The 13,747-nt window shown below is 60.7% G+C and carries 14 protein-coding genes; 6 read left to right on the top strand and 8 right to left on the bottom strand.

Annotated features, from left to right (window positions below; all coding sequences use genetic code 11):
- Positions 1 to 60: 60 nt before the first annotated feature.
- Genes NV348_RS10560 through NV348_RS10550 form a run of 3 tightly spaced genes read left to right on the top strand, consistent with a single transcriptional unit; the run spans position 61 to position 1,053 of the window.
- Positions 61 to 330 carry a metal-sensitive transcriptional regulator gene (locus NV348_RS10560; RefSeq protein ID WP_062984899.1) on the top strand — a complete coding sequence of 90 codons (270 nt, stop codon included), beginning with the start codon at positions 61 to 63 and terminating at the stop codon, positions 328 to 330.
- Between the two features lie 48 nt (positions 331 to 378).
- Positions 379 to 618, top strand: a complete 240-nt coding sequence (locus NV348_RS10555; protein WP_062984897.1) for a YgaP-like transmembrane domain — start codon at positions 379 to 381, stop codon at positions 616 to 618.
- 27 nt (positions 619 to 645) lie between these two features.
- Positions 646 to 1,053: a DUF302 domain-containing protein gene (locus tag NV348_RS10550; RefSeq protein WP_062984895.1), complete on the top strand. Its 408-nt coding sequence runs from the start codon at positions 646 to 648 to the stop codon at positions 1,051 to 1,053.
- A 630-nt stretch (positions 1,054 to 1,683) separates the two neighbouring features.
- Here NV348_RS10550 and NV348_RS10545 read toward each other — a convergent pair.
- The 5 genes from NV348_RS10545 to NV348_RS10525 form a co-directional block, all read right to left on the bottom strand.
- Positions 1,684 to 2,418, bottom strand: a complete 735-nt coding sequence (locus NV348_RS10545) for a TetR/AcrR family transcriptional regulator (RefSeq protein ID WP_211300396.1) — start codon at positions 2,416 to 2,418, stop codon at positions 1,684 to 1,686.
- 116 nt (positions 2,419 to 2,534) lie between these two features.
- The gene (locus NV348_RS10540) at positions 2,535 to 3,578 is read right to left on the bottom strand and encodes a ferredoxin--NADP reductase (protein WP_062984987.1); all 1,044 of its coding nucleotides are present in this window, start codon (positions 3,576 to 3,578) and stop codon (positions 2,535 to 2,537) included.
- A 62-nt stretch (positions 3,579 to 3,640) separates the two neighbouring features.
- Positions 3,641 to 4,498 (bottom strand): SDR family NAD(P)-dependent oxidoreductase, encoded by an 858-nt coding sequence (locus NV348_RS10535; protein WP_062984890.1) that lies wholly within the window; start codon positions 4,496 to 4,498, stop codon positions 3,641 to 3,643.
- Entirely contained in the window at positions 4,495 to 6,093 is a 1,599-nt protein-coding gene (locus NV348_RS10530; protein WP_084503719.1) for a flavin-containing monooxygenase, read from the bottom strand. The genes NV348_RS10535 and NV348_RS10530 overlap by 4 nt, the downstream gene beginning before the upstream one ends.
- Before the next feature lie 108 nt (positions 6,094 to 6,201).
- A complete protein-coding gene (locus NV348_RS10525) occupies positions 6,202 to 7,188 on the bottom strand; it encodes an AurF N-oxygenase family protein (RefSeq protein WP_062984888.1) in 987 nt (328 codons plus the stop codon).
- A 206-nt stretch (positions 7,189 to 7,394) separates the two neighbouring features.
- On the opposite strand from NV348_RS10525, the gene NV348_RS10520 reads away from it, so the two are divergent.
- The 3 genes from NV348_RS10520 to NV348_RS10510 all read left to right on the top strand — a co-directional run bounded on the left by NV348_RS10520 (position 7,395) and on the right by NV348_RS10510 (position 10,774).
- Positions 7,395 to 7,790: a DUF4873 domain-containing protein gene (locus tag NV348_RS10520; RefSeq protein ID WP_022565921.1), complete on the top strand. Its 396-nt coding sequence runs from the start codon at positions 7,395 to 7,397 to the stop codon at positions 7,788 to 7,790.
- A 61-nt stretch (positions 7,791 to 7,851) separates the two neighbouring features.
- A complete protein-coding gene (locus NV348_RS10515) occupies positions 7,852 to 9,486 on the top strand; it encodes an MFS transporter (RefSeq protein ID WP_063816138.1) in 1,635 nt (544 codons plus the stop codon).
- 1,087 nt (positions 9,487 to 10,573) lie between these two features.
- Positions 10,574 to 10,774, top strand: a complete 201-nt coding sequence (locus tag NV348_RS10510; RefSeq protein WP_143876026.1) for a hypothetical protein — start codon at positions 10,574 to 10,576, stop codon at positions 10,772 to 10,774.
- Positions 10,775 to 10,939: 165 nt separating this feature from the next.
- On the opposite strand, the gene NV348_RS10505 is transcribed toward NV348_RS10510, so the two are convergent.
- The 3 genes from NV348_RS10505 to NV348_RS10495 all read right to left on the bottom strand — a co-directional run bounded on the left by NV348_RS10505 (position 10,940) and on the right by NV348_RS10495 (position 13,567).
- Complete coding sequence (locus NV348_RS10505) at positions 10,940 to 11,137, bottom strand: hypothetical protein (protein WP_062984885.1); 198 nt, start codon at positions 11,135 to 11,137, stop codon at positions 10,940 to 10,942.
- Positions 11,138 to 11,825: 688 nt separating this feature from the next.
- Positions 11,826 to 13,040, bottom strand: coding sequence for a cytochrome P450 (locus NV348_RS10500; protein ID WP_447146854.1), 1,215 nt, complete (start codon positions 13,038 to 13,040; stop codon positions 11,826 to 11,828).
- Positions 13,037 to 13,567, bottom strand: coding sequence for a PaaI family thioesterase (locus NV348_RS10495; protein WP_022565926.1), 531 nt, complete (start codon positions 13,565 to 13,567; stop codon positions 13,037 to 13,039). The genes NV348_RS10500 and NV348_RS10495 overlap by 4 nt, the downstream gene beginning before the upstream one ends.
- Positions 13,568 to 13,747 lie beyond the last annotated feature (180 nt).

Genomic DNA, 13,747 nt, shown 5'->3' with positions numbered 1-13,747 from the left:
CCTCGGAACCCCCTATACCCCATGGGGTATAGGGGGGAGGATCCGAGAAGGGAAACATCGATGATCGGCAACGACGACGCTATCGCGCAGGTACTCAACAGGCTGCGCCGCGCCCAGGGCCAACTCACCGGGGTGATCGCCATGATCGAGGACGGGCGCGACTGCAAGGACGTGGTCACCCAACTCGCCGCGGTCTCCAAAGCGCTCGACCGCGCCGGATTCAAGATCGTCGCCACCGGCCTGCGCGAATGCCTCACCGAGACCCCCGAGGGTGAGGCCGCGCCCATGAGCATCGACGAACTGGAAAAGCTCTTTCTCGCCCTGGCCTGACCCCGCACAGCGCGGGGTCGGGTACGCACACTGGAAGGACTCCCGCCGATGGCATTGCCACCGCGACCGCACGGATGGACCATCACCCGCCTCGTCCCGGCCCTGGCCGGGACCCTGGTCCTGCTCAGCGTATTGCTGAGTGTGACCCTGTCCCCGTGGTGGCTGATTCTGGCCGCCCTGGTCGGGGCGAACCTGCTGCTCTACAGCGCGGCGGGCTGGTGCCCGGCCACCCTGGTGATGCGCCGACTCGGTCTGACCGACACGACCTGCCCAACCCCCACCGCCTGACCACTCTCCTCGGATCGGAGCACACGAATGGACCTGGCCCTGTCGACCACGCTGCACACCACCTTCGACGACGCGCTCGAACGCACCCGAGACGCGTTGGCCGAGCAAGGATTCGGCATCCTCACCGAGATCGACATGCAAGCCACCCTCAAAGCCAAACTCGGCCACGACATGGAGGACTACCGCATCCTCGGCGCCTGCAACCCACCCCTGGCCCACCAAGCGGTCGAGATCAACCGCCAGATCGGGCTCCTGTTGCCCTGCAATGTCGTGGTCCGTCGCGACCGGACCGACACCGACACCATCATCGTCGAAGCGATGAACCCCCAGCTCATGGTCGCAGTCACCGGTCAGCCCGCACTCGATCCGGTCGCCGAGGATGCCACCACCCGCCTGCGCGCAGCCCTGGCTGCGCTGGGGGCCACGGGGATTTGACATGACGCCCACCGTCCCGGTCTATCCCGGTCACTGCGCCAGACTGCCGCGCCTTCCCAACGAGCCGATCGTCCCTACGGCCCTGAGCCGATTATCGACGACCCGAATAACCTTGGCACGCCGCTCGGTGAGACCACCCACCACATCTCACTCCGGCCTTCGCCAAGCCTAGGCTTTCCGACCGACCCGCCGAGCAAGCGCGCCGGTTCGAGACCTCGGACTCCGAGTGCACCGGTGGTGACTGGTTGCAGAGCGGGACCGATGGCGTCCTTGCCGGTGCCCGGCCGGGGGGATGCGTATCGCACTCACATGTAGCACCGGTGCATCAGCCACTGGCACTGAAGCAATTGAATATCAAGGAAATGATAGAATGATTGCCAACGCGAGGTGGTATGACGTGAGCAATGGGGCTGGATACATTGCAGCGCAGCTTCCTTCCAGAACCCTCATCAGCAATTACAGTAGCTATAGCCCGAAATCCTTTCTAATCTGCAGCAGACCCCGCACCCCAGCGCGGTCCTGAACCTGCTCGTCGGCCGTGCTGGGCCTGGCAAGCCACAGCAAAGCGACCGAGATGGTACGCCTGGAATGTAGGCCTTTGATCGGACTTCGTTGTCATGCGAAATCCGCCTAGAGCAGTCCAATATTCTCGGTGTGCAGCGTCGCAGTCGGATCGATTCGGATCCCCCGGGCTCGCGACGACGCATCGATAATTCCCCAAATGATAGCGCTGAGATGATCCCGGAAGGCCGAGCGGGACATCGCGGATGGGTCGGCTTGCGAGTTAATCCACCAATCGGTTGCGGAGAGGCTGGCCCCTATGATTGACTGCACGACCAAATCTATGCCGGTGCTGTCCGCGCCAACGTTCTCCAACACGGCGGCGAAATGGCCAGCAATGAAACCGGCGAGCTCGCGTGCATCCTCCAGGGCCTGATCGGATTCTGATGAGCTCTCGCTAAAATGACTCCGCACGAGATATTTGAAAACGTTGCGGTGCTCGTCGACCAATTGCGTATATTGCTCGACGAGCTGATTCATCACTTTACCGATCGGCTCGGATCCGAAGTCGACCGCATCGAGAATGTTGGTCCACATGAGGTCCTTCGCCCGCTCCACCACAGCGGCACGGAGGCCCTGTTTGTCGTTGAAGTGGCGATACAGCTTAGGTTTTGTTGCGCCTGCTTCCCGGGCGATATCGTCCATGCTGGCCTCGGGGCCATATTTAGCGAAGGCTTGGTACGCGGCATCGACCAGCTCCGCGCGCACTACGGCCCGATGCTCTTCCCAACGGCTTGATCGTGCGTCAACTCGCCGAACCACCGAGCTACCGACCTCCAACATTTTCCGTCGCGCGCCTGCCACGATGCCGATCTTACGCTACGGGCTACACGGATGGACAAGTACACGAGGTCGGCAGCCCGTTAACGCCTGGATTCTGGCGATGTCACCGCCGGACGGCCACTGCCGGTTGTGGACGGTTAGCCGAATGTCACAATGACAGTATCGGTGATCGGTAGAGACTGGCAAGCCAGGCGGTCGCCCTCCTCGATGTCGTCCTCGTCGAGTACGTCGTTCACTCTCATCTGTATGTCACCATCTATGACCTTGCATACGCACGCGCCGCATCCGCCTTCGCGGCACGAGTACGGCGGCGAAAAGCCCTCGTTCAGCAGGACTTCGACGAGCGTAAGATCCTTGGGCCATTGAAGCTCGGCACGGTCACCATCGAGGTAGACCACGAGACGTGCCTGCTCCGTGGTCATCGACTGCTTGACGCCAATTTCGGTGTCGAATGGATCGGAACGAAGAGATTGGAAAATTTCTCGATGGAGATTGCCATGCGGGATGCCGACATGATGCGCTACGTCGCCCACTAGGTCCATGAAAGCTGCTGGACCGCACACGAAGTACATTCGATTCTTATATGCGCTGCAGAGTTCTGAGAGAGTTTCTCGGTCCGGGAGTCCTCGCTCGCTCTCCAGCCATTCTATGAGAATGAGCCGTTCCGGAAACTGTTTCGCCATATAGCGAAGGTCTTCGCCAAAAATTACGCTCTCTGCGTCCTGGTTCGCGTAGAAAAGCACAAGATGGCCATCACCCTCGAGCAGGGCTGACTTGATAATTGAGATGATCGGCGTGATGCCACTGCCAGCTGCTAGCAGTACCATATCCGAATTCAAATCCTGCGGCGTGAAATGTCCGCTAGGCGGTAGCACGGACACGATAGTGCCAGTGGCGATATTGTCGCACAGCCAGTTGGATCCATACCCACCCGCTGTGCGTTTTACTGTGACAGCCAGCTCGTCCTCGGTGTGCGGAGAACTCGACAGCGAGTAGCAACGGGCTACAGGTTCCCTCTCGCCACTCCCAGGAATGCGCAACGTCAGGAACTGTCCCGGAGTGTACGAGAATGTTGCCCATTGATGCTCCGGGACTTCAAACCATATCGAGACCGCATCCTGCGTCTCCTGCACCACGCGTGACACAGTGAGCTCACATGGCATATTTTTCTTCGAGAACATTCCATCTCCCTCGATGCTGGACAGCCACTGTCGGAAGTCCCGTCTAGCCCGGCGGACCGGCATCAAATATTGTAATTCACCAGACCGTATCGGCGACCTATCGCGAATCCGAGGCGGGCCAGAGGCGCGTTGAGGTCCTGGTACCTAGGCCCTACCGCCCGCGTAATAACATCGAAGCCGAGGGCGTCAGGCCCGATGAGAACGCGTGGCTTATTGCGACGCACGCCTTTAATGATTGAATCCGCAGCGCCATCGGGTGTCGTGAGAGCAATCCGATCGAATCCGGCAACAATCTTCTTTTGATCGCCCATTGTGCCGACGCCCCGAGCATCCCGTACGATATTGGTCCGGACACCACCGGGATGAACGCAGGTTACACCTACGGGCAAGCGGTTAATTCGCATCTCTTGACGCAACGCTTCGGTGAAACCTCGGACAGCGAATTTGGACGCGTTGTACGCGCTCTGGCTGGGTATGGCCATCAGCCCGAAAACGCTCGAAACATTGACAACGTGGCCGTCACCTGAATCAATCAGATCCGGAAGAAATAGTTTTGTTCCGTTAACCACCCCCCAGAAATTGATGCCCATCAACCATTCGAAGTCGATCCATTCCATGTCCACTACATCGGCGCCTAGCGCAACGCCTGCGTTGTTGACGACCATGCTGATTGATCCGAAGTCCGCCAGGACGCGGTTCCGGTAATCCTGGAATGCGTGACGATTGGCTACATCGAGCTCATAGGGTCGGCATTCTGCACCAAGCGAATTGCAAACAGTGGCGGTCTCCTGTGCGCGTTCCGCGTCGATATCAGCGATCGCGAGCCGTGCGCCGTCGCCAGCCAGCCGAATTGCGACGGCGCGGCCGATGCCCGAACCGCCACCCGTTACCGAGACCACCCGGTCTCTGAAATCTTTCATTTCGGAAGGTTCCCCTTTTCGAGCGCATTCGGGAGGTCGGCGGTGTATTGTGCACCGGCCAACTCGCCGACAAATCCGAAATCCGCCGGCGCCAGTTTGCGAGTGCGCCGCCAGTATTGCCATGTGAAGCCCGGCCAAACAGTTCGGTTGACGCCCTGTGCGTCGAGGTACCAACTTGTACACCCGCCGCTACTCCAGACTCCCTTGACCAGCTTGGCCTGAATTTCGGAGTTGAATTTCCGCTGGACCGGCTCGCGTACTTCTAGCGCAGCTGCGCCACGTTTGTTGACAAGATCGATCGCCGAGATGATGTAACTGATCTGGCATTCAATCATAAAGACTACGGAGTTATGGCCTAGCCCTGTGTTGGGGCCGAGTAGGAAGAAAAGATTGGGGAACCCGGCGGTGGTGATGCCGAGGTGCGTCTGGATCCCTTCGTCCGACCAAACCGTTGCGAGTTCCCTGCCGGACAAGCCCTTGAGGCGAAGACTTTCAAACCCGTCGGTCACATGGAATCCGGTCGCGTAGATGATCACATCCGCTGGACGCTTCTCACCGTTCCGTGACACGATCGCATCCTCGGTTATCTCAGAGATACCTTCGGTGATGACGGTTGTGGTTGGTCGATTCAGTGCTGGATAGTAGTCACTCGAGCCGAGAATCCGCTTACATCCGATGCGATAGCTAGGCGTGAGTTTACCGCGCAATACGGGATCATCGATTCCCTGTGCGATGTTCCACTTGGCAATGCTCTCAAGTGGGCGCATGAGGTTGAGGTGACCATTGAGGCCCATTGACAACGATTCTGCTGACCAGTAGATAGCGGCCCGGACTGCCTTCGCAAGGATCGGCATCCTGGTGAATGCCGCACGGATAGATTCCGGGATCTTGACATTCTTCCTTGGCAGTACCCATGCTGGCGTCCGCTGGTATACGTGCAGTTCAGCGGCTTCCTTGGCAATCTCGGGAATGAACTGAATCGCACTGGCTCCGGTGCCGATCACGGCGACCTTCTTGCCCGCCAATGAGCAATCATGATCCCACTGCGCCGAATGAAAGACTGTGCCGTTGAAGTTCTTCTGCCCGTCAATTGTAGGGATGCTCGGTATGTGTAGCGCTCCGACTCCTGAGACTAGGAACTGGGCGATGTACTCGTGGCCGTCGGATGTGACCAGATGCCAGGCGGAATCATCGGGATCCCAATGTCCGGATTGCAGTGTCCGACCAAAATGAGTGAACCGATACAGATCGTACTTGCGTGCTAGCCCGGTGAGATAGTTCTGGATCTCGTCCTGCCCTGCCCAGAGCCGACTCCAGTCCGGTTTGGGTTCGAAGGAGTACGAGTACATATGCGAAGGAACGTCACATGCGCAGCCCGGATACGTGTTGTCGCGCCACGTTCCGCCGATCTCGGTCTCTTTCTCGATAATTAGGAAGTCATCTATTCCCGCTCTCAGCAACTGTATTGCCATCCCCATTCCCGAAAATCCGCTTCCGACGATGAGGACTTGCGCCCGGTGGACTGTGGCTCGCGCTCCGTCACCTCCCGAGCCATTGGCCTTTTGTGCATACTTGGCAGATCGACTTTTGCTCATCGGTTTCCTCTGGCCGGTGCGGCTCGCCCAGTGCTAGCCGCAAATTCATGTGTCGTGCGAAATTCCTGGCCACGTCCGTGCGCTTGTGTTTTCGCCGGACTGGGCTGCTCACCGCTGGGCGATATCCTCGGGGAGGCTCCTGGACAGACGCCACAGGAACATTGTGATGCGGCCTTCGATCATGCCGGCCTCGTCAAAGAACCGGATCATCGGCTCGGACATGAACTGCAAATTCTCCCGGTAGTGTGGACCGGACTGGCACGCCAAGAACCCACGTAGTGGATGCACGCCGACGACACGGTACAGCTTCGGGTTGATCAAGATGGGATAAGCCAAGTTCGCGACGACCGCGAGCACGCCGCGGTGCCATGCTCTCGAGGCTCGTCCCCGTACGCGCATACCATCGACAAGTTCGGTTCGCGCGAACGTGATGTGGCGTGCCTCTTCGAGTACATGGATCTTCATCAACTGCCGGACCTGTGGCTGTAGACGCTCGTCATTCATCGCCTCGCGCTGGGCCCTATCGAGGATCTCTTCGATCAACAGCGTCGCACCCTGAATGGACGGCCCCAGCGGGATGAAGTGCAGGATCTTCGCCATCGAAAGGAACCCGCGCGGGAGCTTGTAGGGCGGGATGCCCGTTTTGGCAATCAAGCGCGCGAACATCATGGAGTGGCGGCTCTCGTCGCCAACTTCGGCGAGTGCGTACAGCGACTTGTTGTCGACGAGGTCCCCTGTGGTGTTCTGCCGTAGCAATGCCATGCTCAGCAAATTCTCAGCGTAGATGCCGAAGCTGAGAATGCTCACGAGTTCATGCTTGCCCAGCTCAACTTTCTGTGCGTCCGAGAGCCGGTCCCAGATCTCGGTGCCGAAGAGCGACACCCGGTGTTCGGGCAGCCATGCCTTATCCGGCCACCATGGACTATCCCAGTCGATGTCAACCTCGGCGTCATAGGACTTCTCGGCAGAGGTCTTGAGCAGTCGCCCGGCCGATCGTTGAAGATCGGTGCGTCGGCGTCCGCTCACGCGGGCCATGCCGTCAGTGGTAACGGCTATCGGCCCGGCGCTGCGGCTTCGAACTTCGCTTGATGTCATTGGTCCATCTTTCGACTCGGCCGATGGCACAGCATCGGCGTATCTGGCACGGTGTGCCACCCCGTCGGAATGCTTGGACTCCCGCCCAAAGTTACCCGAACGATGGGTAGCGGATACTCGGGGTATGGGGTAACTTTGACTGCGGCAGACCGGATTGTCAAGCGGTCAACGCCCTCGGATTCCGACGTCGGCCCACCACACCGGCAGTGCTGGTGTGGTGGATCCCGTTGCAGGCGTCGGCTGGCGATCACGCGAAGGAAGCCACAGTGAATTCTCATAGTCCGCACGATGACTCCGACTACATCGGGTCCGCGACAGTGATCATGGCAAGCACGGAAGTTGAGGTGCAGGTCGAGCTGCGTGGCTTCTTCCAACCCATCGATGGCCGCTTCTGCTGGTACGGGCGGGTTGGACAGAGTGACATTCTCGACGAGTTTCTGCAGGGTCGTCGACGTTCGGTAGTGGTCCGGACTTCTGCCGGCGAAGCTGCCGGAACCATCGGTGATCGAGACTTCTGGGGTCGCTATCGGATTCAAGGCCGCGGTCGCCCGCCATACCCCACGCCGTCATCACTAGACGAAGTCGAGGCGACGCCGAGTTGAACTACAGACCGCGAAGACGGACGGCGACAACCAGCCGCTTGCGAATGGAACCGGAACCGACATGATCCGCTTTGGACACCTGCTCGACGCCCGAAGATCCGCAGCCTGGACCATGATTGTCACCTGCGGCGCAGTGGCTCTCGTTGTCGCGGCTATGGCAGCGCTCTATACCGCGCTCCCCGCTATAGCCTTGGACACGGGCGCGGATCAAAACGCGCTTACCTGGATAGTCGACGGCTATACGCTGGTGCTTGCTTGCCTCGTGTTGCCAGGGGGCGCGATCGGCGATAGATATGGACGTCGACGTGTTCTGACGGCAGGCTTGGCCGTATTCGCGGTCGCTTCTGTGGTGCCCGTGCTGGTCGATGCCCCGATATGGCTCATGCTCTCCAGGGCTGTGGCGGGAGCCGGAGCCGCCTTTGTCATGCCTGCGACTCTCTCGCTTCTGACCGCAAACTTACCGGTGGACAAACGGGAGTACGCGGTCGGGGTGTGGGCAGGTGTCGCCGGTTCCGGCGGAGTAATCGGTATGGTCGGATCCGGTCTGCTCCTCACACGTTGGTCATGGCACTCGATTTTCGTCGGCCTGACCGTCGTCGCACTGCTGCTGTTGGTGCTTGGTCTCACCGTCCCTGATTCACAAGACACCGAATGCCCGCGGCTGGAGGTTCGCGGCATGTTCTTGGTGGTACTGGCGATCGGGACGACGGTATTCGCGGTCATGGAGGCTCCGACGCGTGGTTGGACCGATGGCTGGGTCTTCGCCATGGGAGCGACCGGCGCAATGAGTGTCGTGGCCTTCATCGTCACTGAACTCCGTGTCGAGCACCCCTTGCTTGATGTACGGCTGTTCCGCCGCCGAGGTTTCTCGAGCGGTGCGTTGTCGATAACCATTCAATTCCTCGTGACTTTCGGTGTGATGTTCCTGCTGGTGCAGCATTTCCAGCTCATCTTGGGGTTCACGCCCCTGCACTCGGCCTTGGCGCTTGCCCCGATGGTTGCTCCCCTCATCGTGATGTCTCTCGTCTCACCGATGATCGCCGCGTGGCTGGGGCTCCGGGTGACGACCACGACCGGGCTACTTACCATCGCAGTCGGCTTGTTGGCCCTCCAGCGCCTCGACACCGGTTCGTCTTACCTCGATGTGCTCTGGCCGCTGCTGATCATGAGCGCTGGCCTGGGCATGTCGGCCGCTCCCGCCACCAACGCGATCATGCTCGACACGCCCTTGGAGAAACATGGGGTATCAGCTGCGGTCAACGACGCAACTCGAGAGATCGGCGCCGCAGTCGGTGTCGCCGTCGCCGGCAGCATCCTGTCGGCGAACTACACGTCGAAGATCGCGGAGGTGTTACCCCGCCTTCCTGAGCCTGCTCGCGACCCGGTGCGGAGTTCGCTGGCTGGTGCACTCGAAGTCGCTGAGCGCGCGGGGGCTGCGGGAGAGCCCCTCGCCGAGTATGCGAAAGCCGCCTTCTGGGATGGAGTGGAACACTCCGCGTTCGCGCTGGCCGTGATCAGCCTCGCAGGCGCGCTGATACTCATCCCGCTCTCTCCTGGACGCACAGTCGACGAAGGCCACAAAGTCAGTTGCGTTCGCCGGGGCCGTCGAAATCGTCTGCGACGCCTCCGGCTTACGCGTGGTGCGCGGAGGAAGCGGTTGGAGTCAATGCCTACCATTGAACCGGCGCAACGGTAAGCCGAACGCACTTTCCGGATCCGTTCACACTTGCGGACCGCTTCAGGGCGTCAGCAGAACAGCCAGTCGGGAGCGAACTCCGGTGATGAACTCTCGTCGCCGACGTGCTCTCGGGTGGTCGGCTAATGGCACATGCCCGATCTGAGTGACTGCCCGGTTGTCGTGGTGTCCGGCCCGAGAGTGGGCCCCGTTCCTGGTCGATAGTTGATTATGTGGCCAGTGTCTCTGATCTTGGAATGACGGGGTCCCGTTCCCGCACATGGACGGACTGTTGGTCGATGCGGTTCGTGGGGTCGGGTCCGTGCGAATCGACGCCGCAACTTTGCGATGCGGTGGCGCTCTGCCCGAGTGGCTCAGCGCCGTCCCGGTGGATTCACGGCCGTATCGGCGGCAACTGGCCGATATCTCGGTCACTGCCAGCGAAGCGGCGATCGTGTTGCTCGTCAGCAGATTGTTCTGCGACAACATCGACTTCGGAAAGACTTTCGCCGAGCAAGTACCTTGGCTCGCCGCACGCCGCGGGCGATGGACGTTGTTCTGCAGCGGGTGTTGGGAGCGGTGGCGTTAGTCCTGGGTGGCCGCCCGGGAGCGCCGTTGGACTGGACATCTCGCGGCGCGGACCGGATAACCCTGCTCCGCCATGTTCGTGCGATCCCTGACCTGCCGCAGCCCAACTATGCGCGGACGGCTCCGCGCTATGCCATGGACACCGCTACGCCACGATCCTGATCGCATGGAATCTCGCCGCCCGATCGACGTGCTCACAGATTGCAGCGCCAAGACTCTGAGAATATGGTTACAGACCCTTCTTGACATCGAGATCATGTGCCGCGACCGGGCCGACCCCTACTCCGGAGGTGTGGCCAGCGGGGAGCCAGTAGGATTCCAGGTCGCTGATCGGTGGCACATCTGGGAGAACCTCGGTGACGCCCTCGAACACGCTATCGCACCGCGCCGACACTGCCTGACCGCCGCGGCGGGCTGCCTCGATGACGCCCCCGCAACTACCCGATATCGCCGAGGTCTCCGCAGGCTTGCATCGTGGTCCGGTCGAGCCAGGTCTGCGCCAAGACAGGGTCGCGATCCGATGCCAGCAGCGTTTCGCCGAGGTCCAGGAATCATCTACGAGTTCAAGCCCTATCTCCTCAGCGGTGGAATAAGGGATGCACCCGACGCCGCCCTGCTGTTTGACGCGATCACCGCCTGCGGCTATCGAAGTCAGCCGAACCTCGTCCGCGCCCATCAGGCCTTCCTCGATGCCGCTCACATCACCGGGCCCCAATTATGACCGAACCTGCTCGCACAGACCCAAATGACCAGTGGCGCTTCGACATGACTCTACCGCCAGCCCGGATTCGACGCACCCGCTGGTCACGTTCGTTCGCCGCGATCATCAAGAGCCGTGTGAGAGGCGACGCCACCTTCGGCGAATCCTCCTGAGCGGCTGAGCAATTCACACAGTCGAATTGCGAAATAGTGCCAGATCCCTGATTCGGCCGGAATTGAACCTGGCACCGATGGAAGTGAGCGGCCCGCGGAAGTAGTCCGCGACTGCCCACGCGATCGCCAGTTTGCGGTACGCGGCAAAGAGTGGTTTACTCAGCGATTTCTCGTAAACCTTGCGGTGGAACTTGTTGTGGGCCTGTTCCATTTCGGCAGTCCGACACCGGGCGCCTGGCGGTGCGGGATGAAGAGGCCGTTCCCTGGTAGCCGCCGTCGGCGATGACCATAGCGGTGCGGCAGGCGTCGGCGCCGGATTCCGTCCAGGCCTGCGGTGCAACGGACGTCCGATCACGACGACGACTTCGTTATCGGGCGTCGATGACGACCAGATGGTGGGTCGAGTACCAGTGGTTCCTACTCGGTGCGGCAATGTACGGTCGCAGGTCGGACCAGGTGCTGACCACCGTAAGCACCACACCGTGCGGGATCGGACCGGGGTCGCAGCGCCAACGTAGTACCAGGTCGTCGATCACCGGGGTTGGCCGGCTTCCATTCCGAGTACCGCCGCGGGTTGACGCATCGTCAGATTCGTCCGCGGTACCTGGCCACCAGTAACACCTGGCCCTCGAAACACAACTCTCGATGTCGGCCCCGCAACGACCGGTCGGTGCCCTCGTGCGGAAGCCGTGTGGTCGGGCGAGCGAACATGCGTGGCCACAGCCCGGAGATCAACTCCATCATCGAATAAGCCGCCGAGTGGCTACCCCCAGAACAATACTCACTGCTAGTCGAACGAATTATGGACAGCCGTCAGGAGGAGCTCATCGGCAAAGCCGCCAGGGGCTTGTTGTTTGCCGGATCAACTCTGTCCGATGAACTATCAGAAGTCCAACGGCTTATGCGGTGACCACCTTCAAGGTCGAAAGTCCGCGAAAAGACAGCCCGGTGCGCCAGCGGGGCTGCTCGACCAGCCGAAGATCGGGAAATCGGGACGCCAGGAGCGGGAACAATATTGCCCCTTCGAGCCGTGCAAGCGGTGCGCCGAGGCAGAAATGGATGCCGGCCCCGAACGACAACGGCGGGACCCCGGTTCGGGTGATGTCGAGACTGTCGGGGTCGTCGAACCGATCCGGGTCTCTGTTGGCTGCCCCAAGCAGGATCAGTACGACCTGACCGGGATGTAAATCAACTCCCGCCAGTCGCGTCGGCTGGAGCACCGTACGCCCGTTGGTCTGGACGGGGGACTCATAGCGCAATAATTCTTCGACTGCGTTGCTCGCCAACTCTGGCCTGGCACGAAGTTCGCGCATTTGGTCAGGGTGGGCGAGCAGCGCGGCGACGCCGTTGCCGATCAGGTTCGTGGTGGTCTCGAACCCTGCCGCAAACAAAAGAATCGCGGTACCGACGCATTCGTCGTCGTCTAGGATGTCGTCGCCATTCGCGACGGCGAGCCAGCTCAGTAGGTCATCGGTAGGGCGGGCGCGTTTGACCGCCAACAGGTCAGCGAAATATGCGGCAAGTTGGTCTTCGGCGTCGCAGGCTGCTGTCAAGGCCGCGATATCGGCACCGGGTTCGAGCGAGGCCAGCAGGGCCCGCACCAGTGGGGCTGCTACTGCTCTATCAGTAAAGGGCACCCCGAGTAGATCTCCAATCACATTCACGGGCAGCGGGAGCGCCAGATCGTTGATGATGTCGACGGAGACCCGTGCTTCCATGACATTGAGCAAGTGGTTGACCTGTGTGACGATACGGCCGCGCAACGCGTCGATGTGCCTCGGGGTGAACACGTCGGCGACCAACCGACGCAGCCGGTGGTGGTCAGGAGGGTTGCGGAACAGCATGGTGCGTCGGAACCGGTGCATGGCCTGATGTTGCAGCTCTTCAGGAATGTCGGACAAGCCGAAGCCCAGCGACTCGTCGGCCTTGCCGAGGCTGCGGTCGCGGAGCGCCGCCGCGCAATCGTCGTAGCGGCTCAATACCAGCACCCCCGATCGTGTAACCAACACTGGTTGCGTCTGGCGCAGCCGCCGGAACGCCTCATAAGGTCCGGCCGAGCCGTGATCGGTTAGCAAGGCGTCCAGGAGCAGTGCTCGCTCGCTCGGTACAGTCATGCCTGTCTCCTTGCACTCACCGGCGACTGCAAGAAATGTTTGACATCGACCACAATGAACAGTGCTGTGGCCGTGACAACCAAATGTCCCCCTGCATCCTCGATTCTGGCCCCGAGATGTAATTTCCGGCCATCTCGAGACCGTAGTTCGGCGTGCAGGGCGTAGGGAGTGTCGAGCTGAACCGGAGCAAGATAGTCGAGGTCGAGATGGCGCGTCACGGCGAGTTCGCCGACGGTGTATAGCAGGAAACCGAATAGGTCGTCGACTACTGTCGCCACAGCGCCCCCGTGCACTATTCCGGGCGCTCCTACATGACGTCGATCGAATCGGTGGTGAGCGACCACGCCGCCTGCGCAGCGCTGGGCCGTCAGAAAATGCCCATGCGGGTTGGCCGGTCCACAACCGAGACAGTTGGGATGGTGGGGAGGCAACTCAGTCGATCGAGGTTCCAAAAGTCGGAACGAACGCACCCATTCCTCCAAGTCGGGATCGGACGACCTGCCGCCCGTGTCCGATAGATTGCTCATGGTCAGCCTTCCTGTCGATGAAGCCGCACCCAACATCGATCTCGAGCGTGACCACTATGCAAATACATATCGCGCACGCCAGAGGTGGTGCGCAGCCGGTGGCCCCATTCCACCACCACCGGCGCGAAACGTGCCGTGCACTGGGAGGTGACTCCCATCTTCGTTTGCAGCCTTTCGCCG

Source organism: Nocardia fodinahabitans (assembly GCF_052983615.1).
Note: the sequence above shows the minus strand (reverse complement) of the source record. Positions and strands in the feature narration are given on the sequence as shown.

Excerpts from the sequence above, each read along its gene's own strand:
- NV348_RS10560 (WP_062984899.1), top strand. The coding sequence starts at position 61 with ATGATCGGCAACGACGACGCTATCGCGCAGGTACTCAACAGGCTGCGC.
- NV348_RS10555 (WP_062984897.1), top strand. The coding sequence starts at position 379 with ATGGCATTGCCACCGCGACCGCACGGATGGACCATCACCCGCCTCGTC.
- NV348_RS10550 (WP_062984895.1), top strand. The coding sequence starts at position 646 with ATGGACCTGGCCCTGTCGACCACGCTGCACACCACCTTCGACGACGCG.
- NV348_RS10540 (WP_062984987.1), bottom strand. The coding sequence starts at position 3,578 with ATGTTCTCGAAGAAAAATATGCCATGTGAGCTCACTGTGTCACGCGTG.
- NV348_RS10535 (WP_062984890.1), bottom strand. The coding sequence starts at position 4,498 with ATGAAAGATTTCAGAGACCGGGTGGTCTCGGTAACGGGTGGCGGTTCG.
- NV348_RS10530 (WP_084503719.1), bottom strand. The coding sequence starts at position 6,093 with ATGAGCAAAAGTCGATCTGCCAAGTATGCACAAAAGGCCAATGGCTCG.
- NV348_RS10525 (WP_062984888.1), bottom strand. The coding sequence starts at position 7,188 with ATGACATCAAGCGAAGTTCGAAGCCGCAGCGCCGGGCCGATAGCCGTT.
- NV348_RS10515 (WP_063816138.1), top strand. The coding sequence starts at position 7,852 with ATGATCCGCTTTGGACACCTGCTCGACGCCCGAAGATCCGCAGCCTGG.
- NV348_RS10510 (WP_143876026.1), top strand. The coding sequence starts at position 10,574 with ATGCCAGCAGCGTTTCGCCGAGGTCCAGGAATCATCTACGAGTTCAAG.
- NV348_RS10505 (WP_062984885.1), bottom strand. The coding sequence starts at position 11,137 with ATGGAACAGGCCCACAACAAGTTCCACCGCAAGGTTTACGAGAAATCG.
- NV348_RS10500 (WP_447146854.1), bottom strand. The coding sequence starts at position 13,040 with ATGACTGTACCGAGCGAGCGAGCACTGCTCCTGGACGCCTTGCTAACC.
- NV348_RS10495 (WP_022565926.1), bottom strand. The coding sequence starts at position 13,567 with ATGAGCAATCTATCGGACACGGGCGGCAGGTCGTCCGATCCCGACTTG.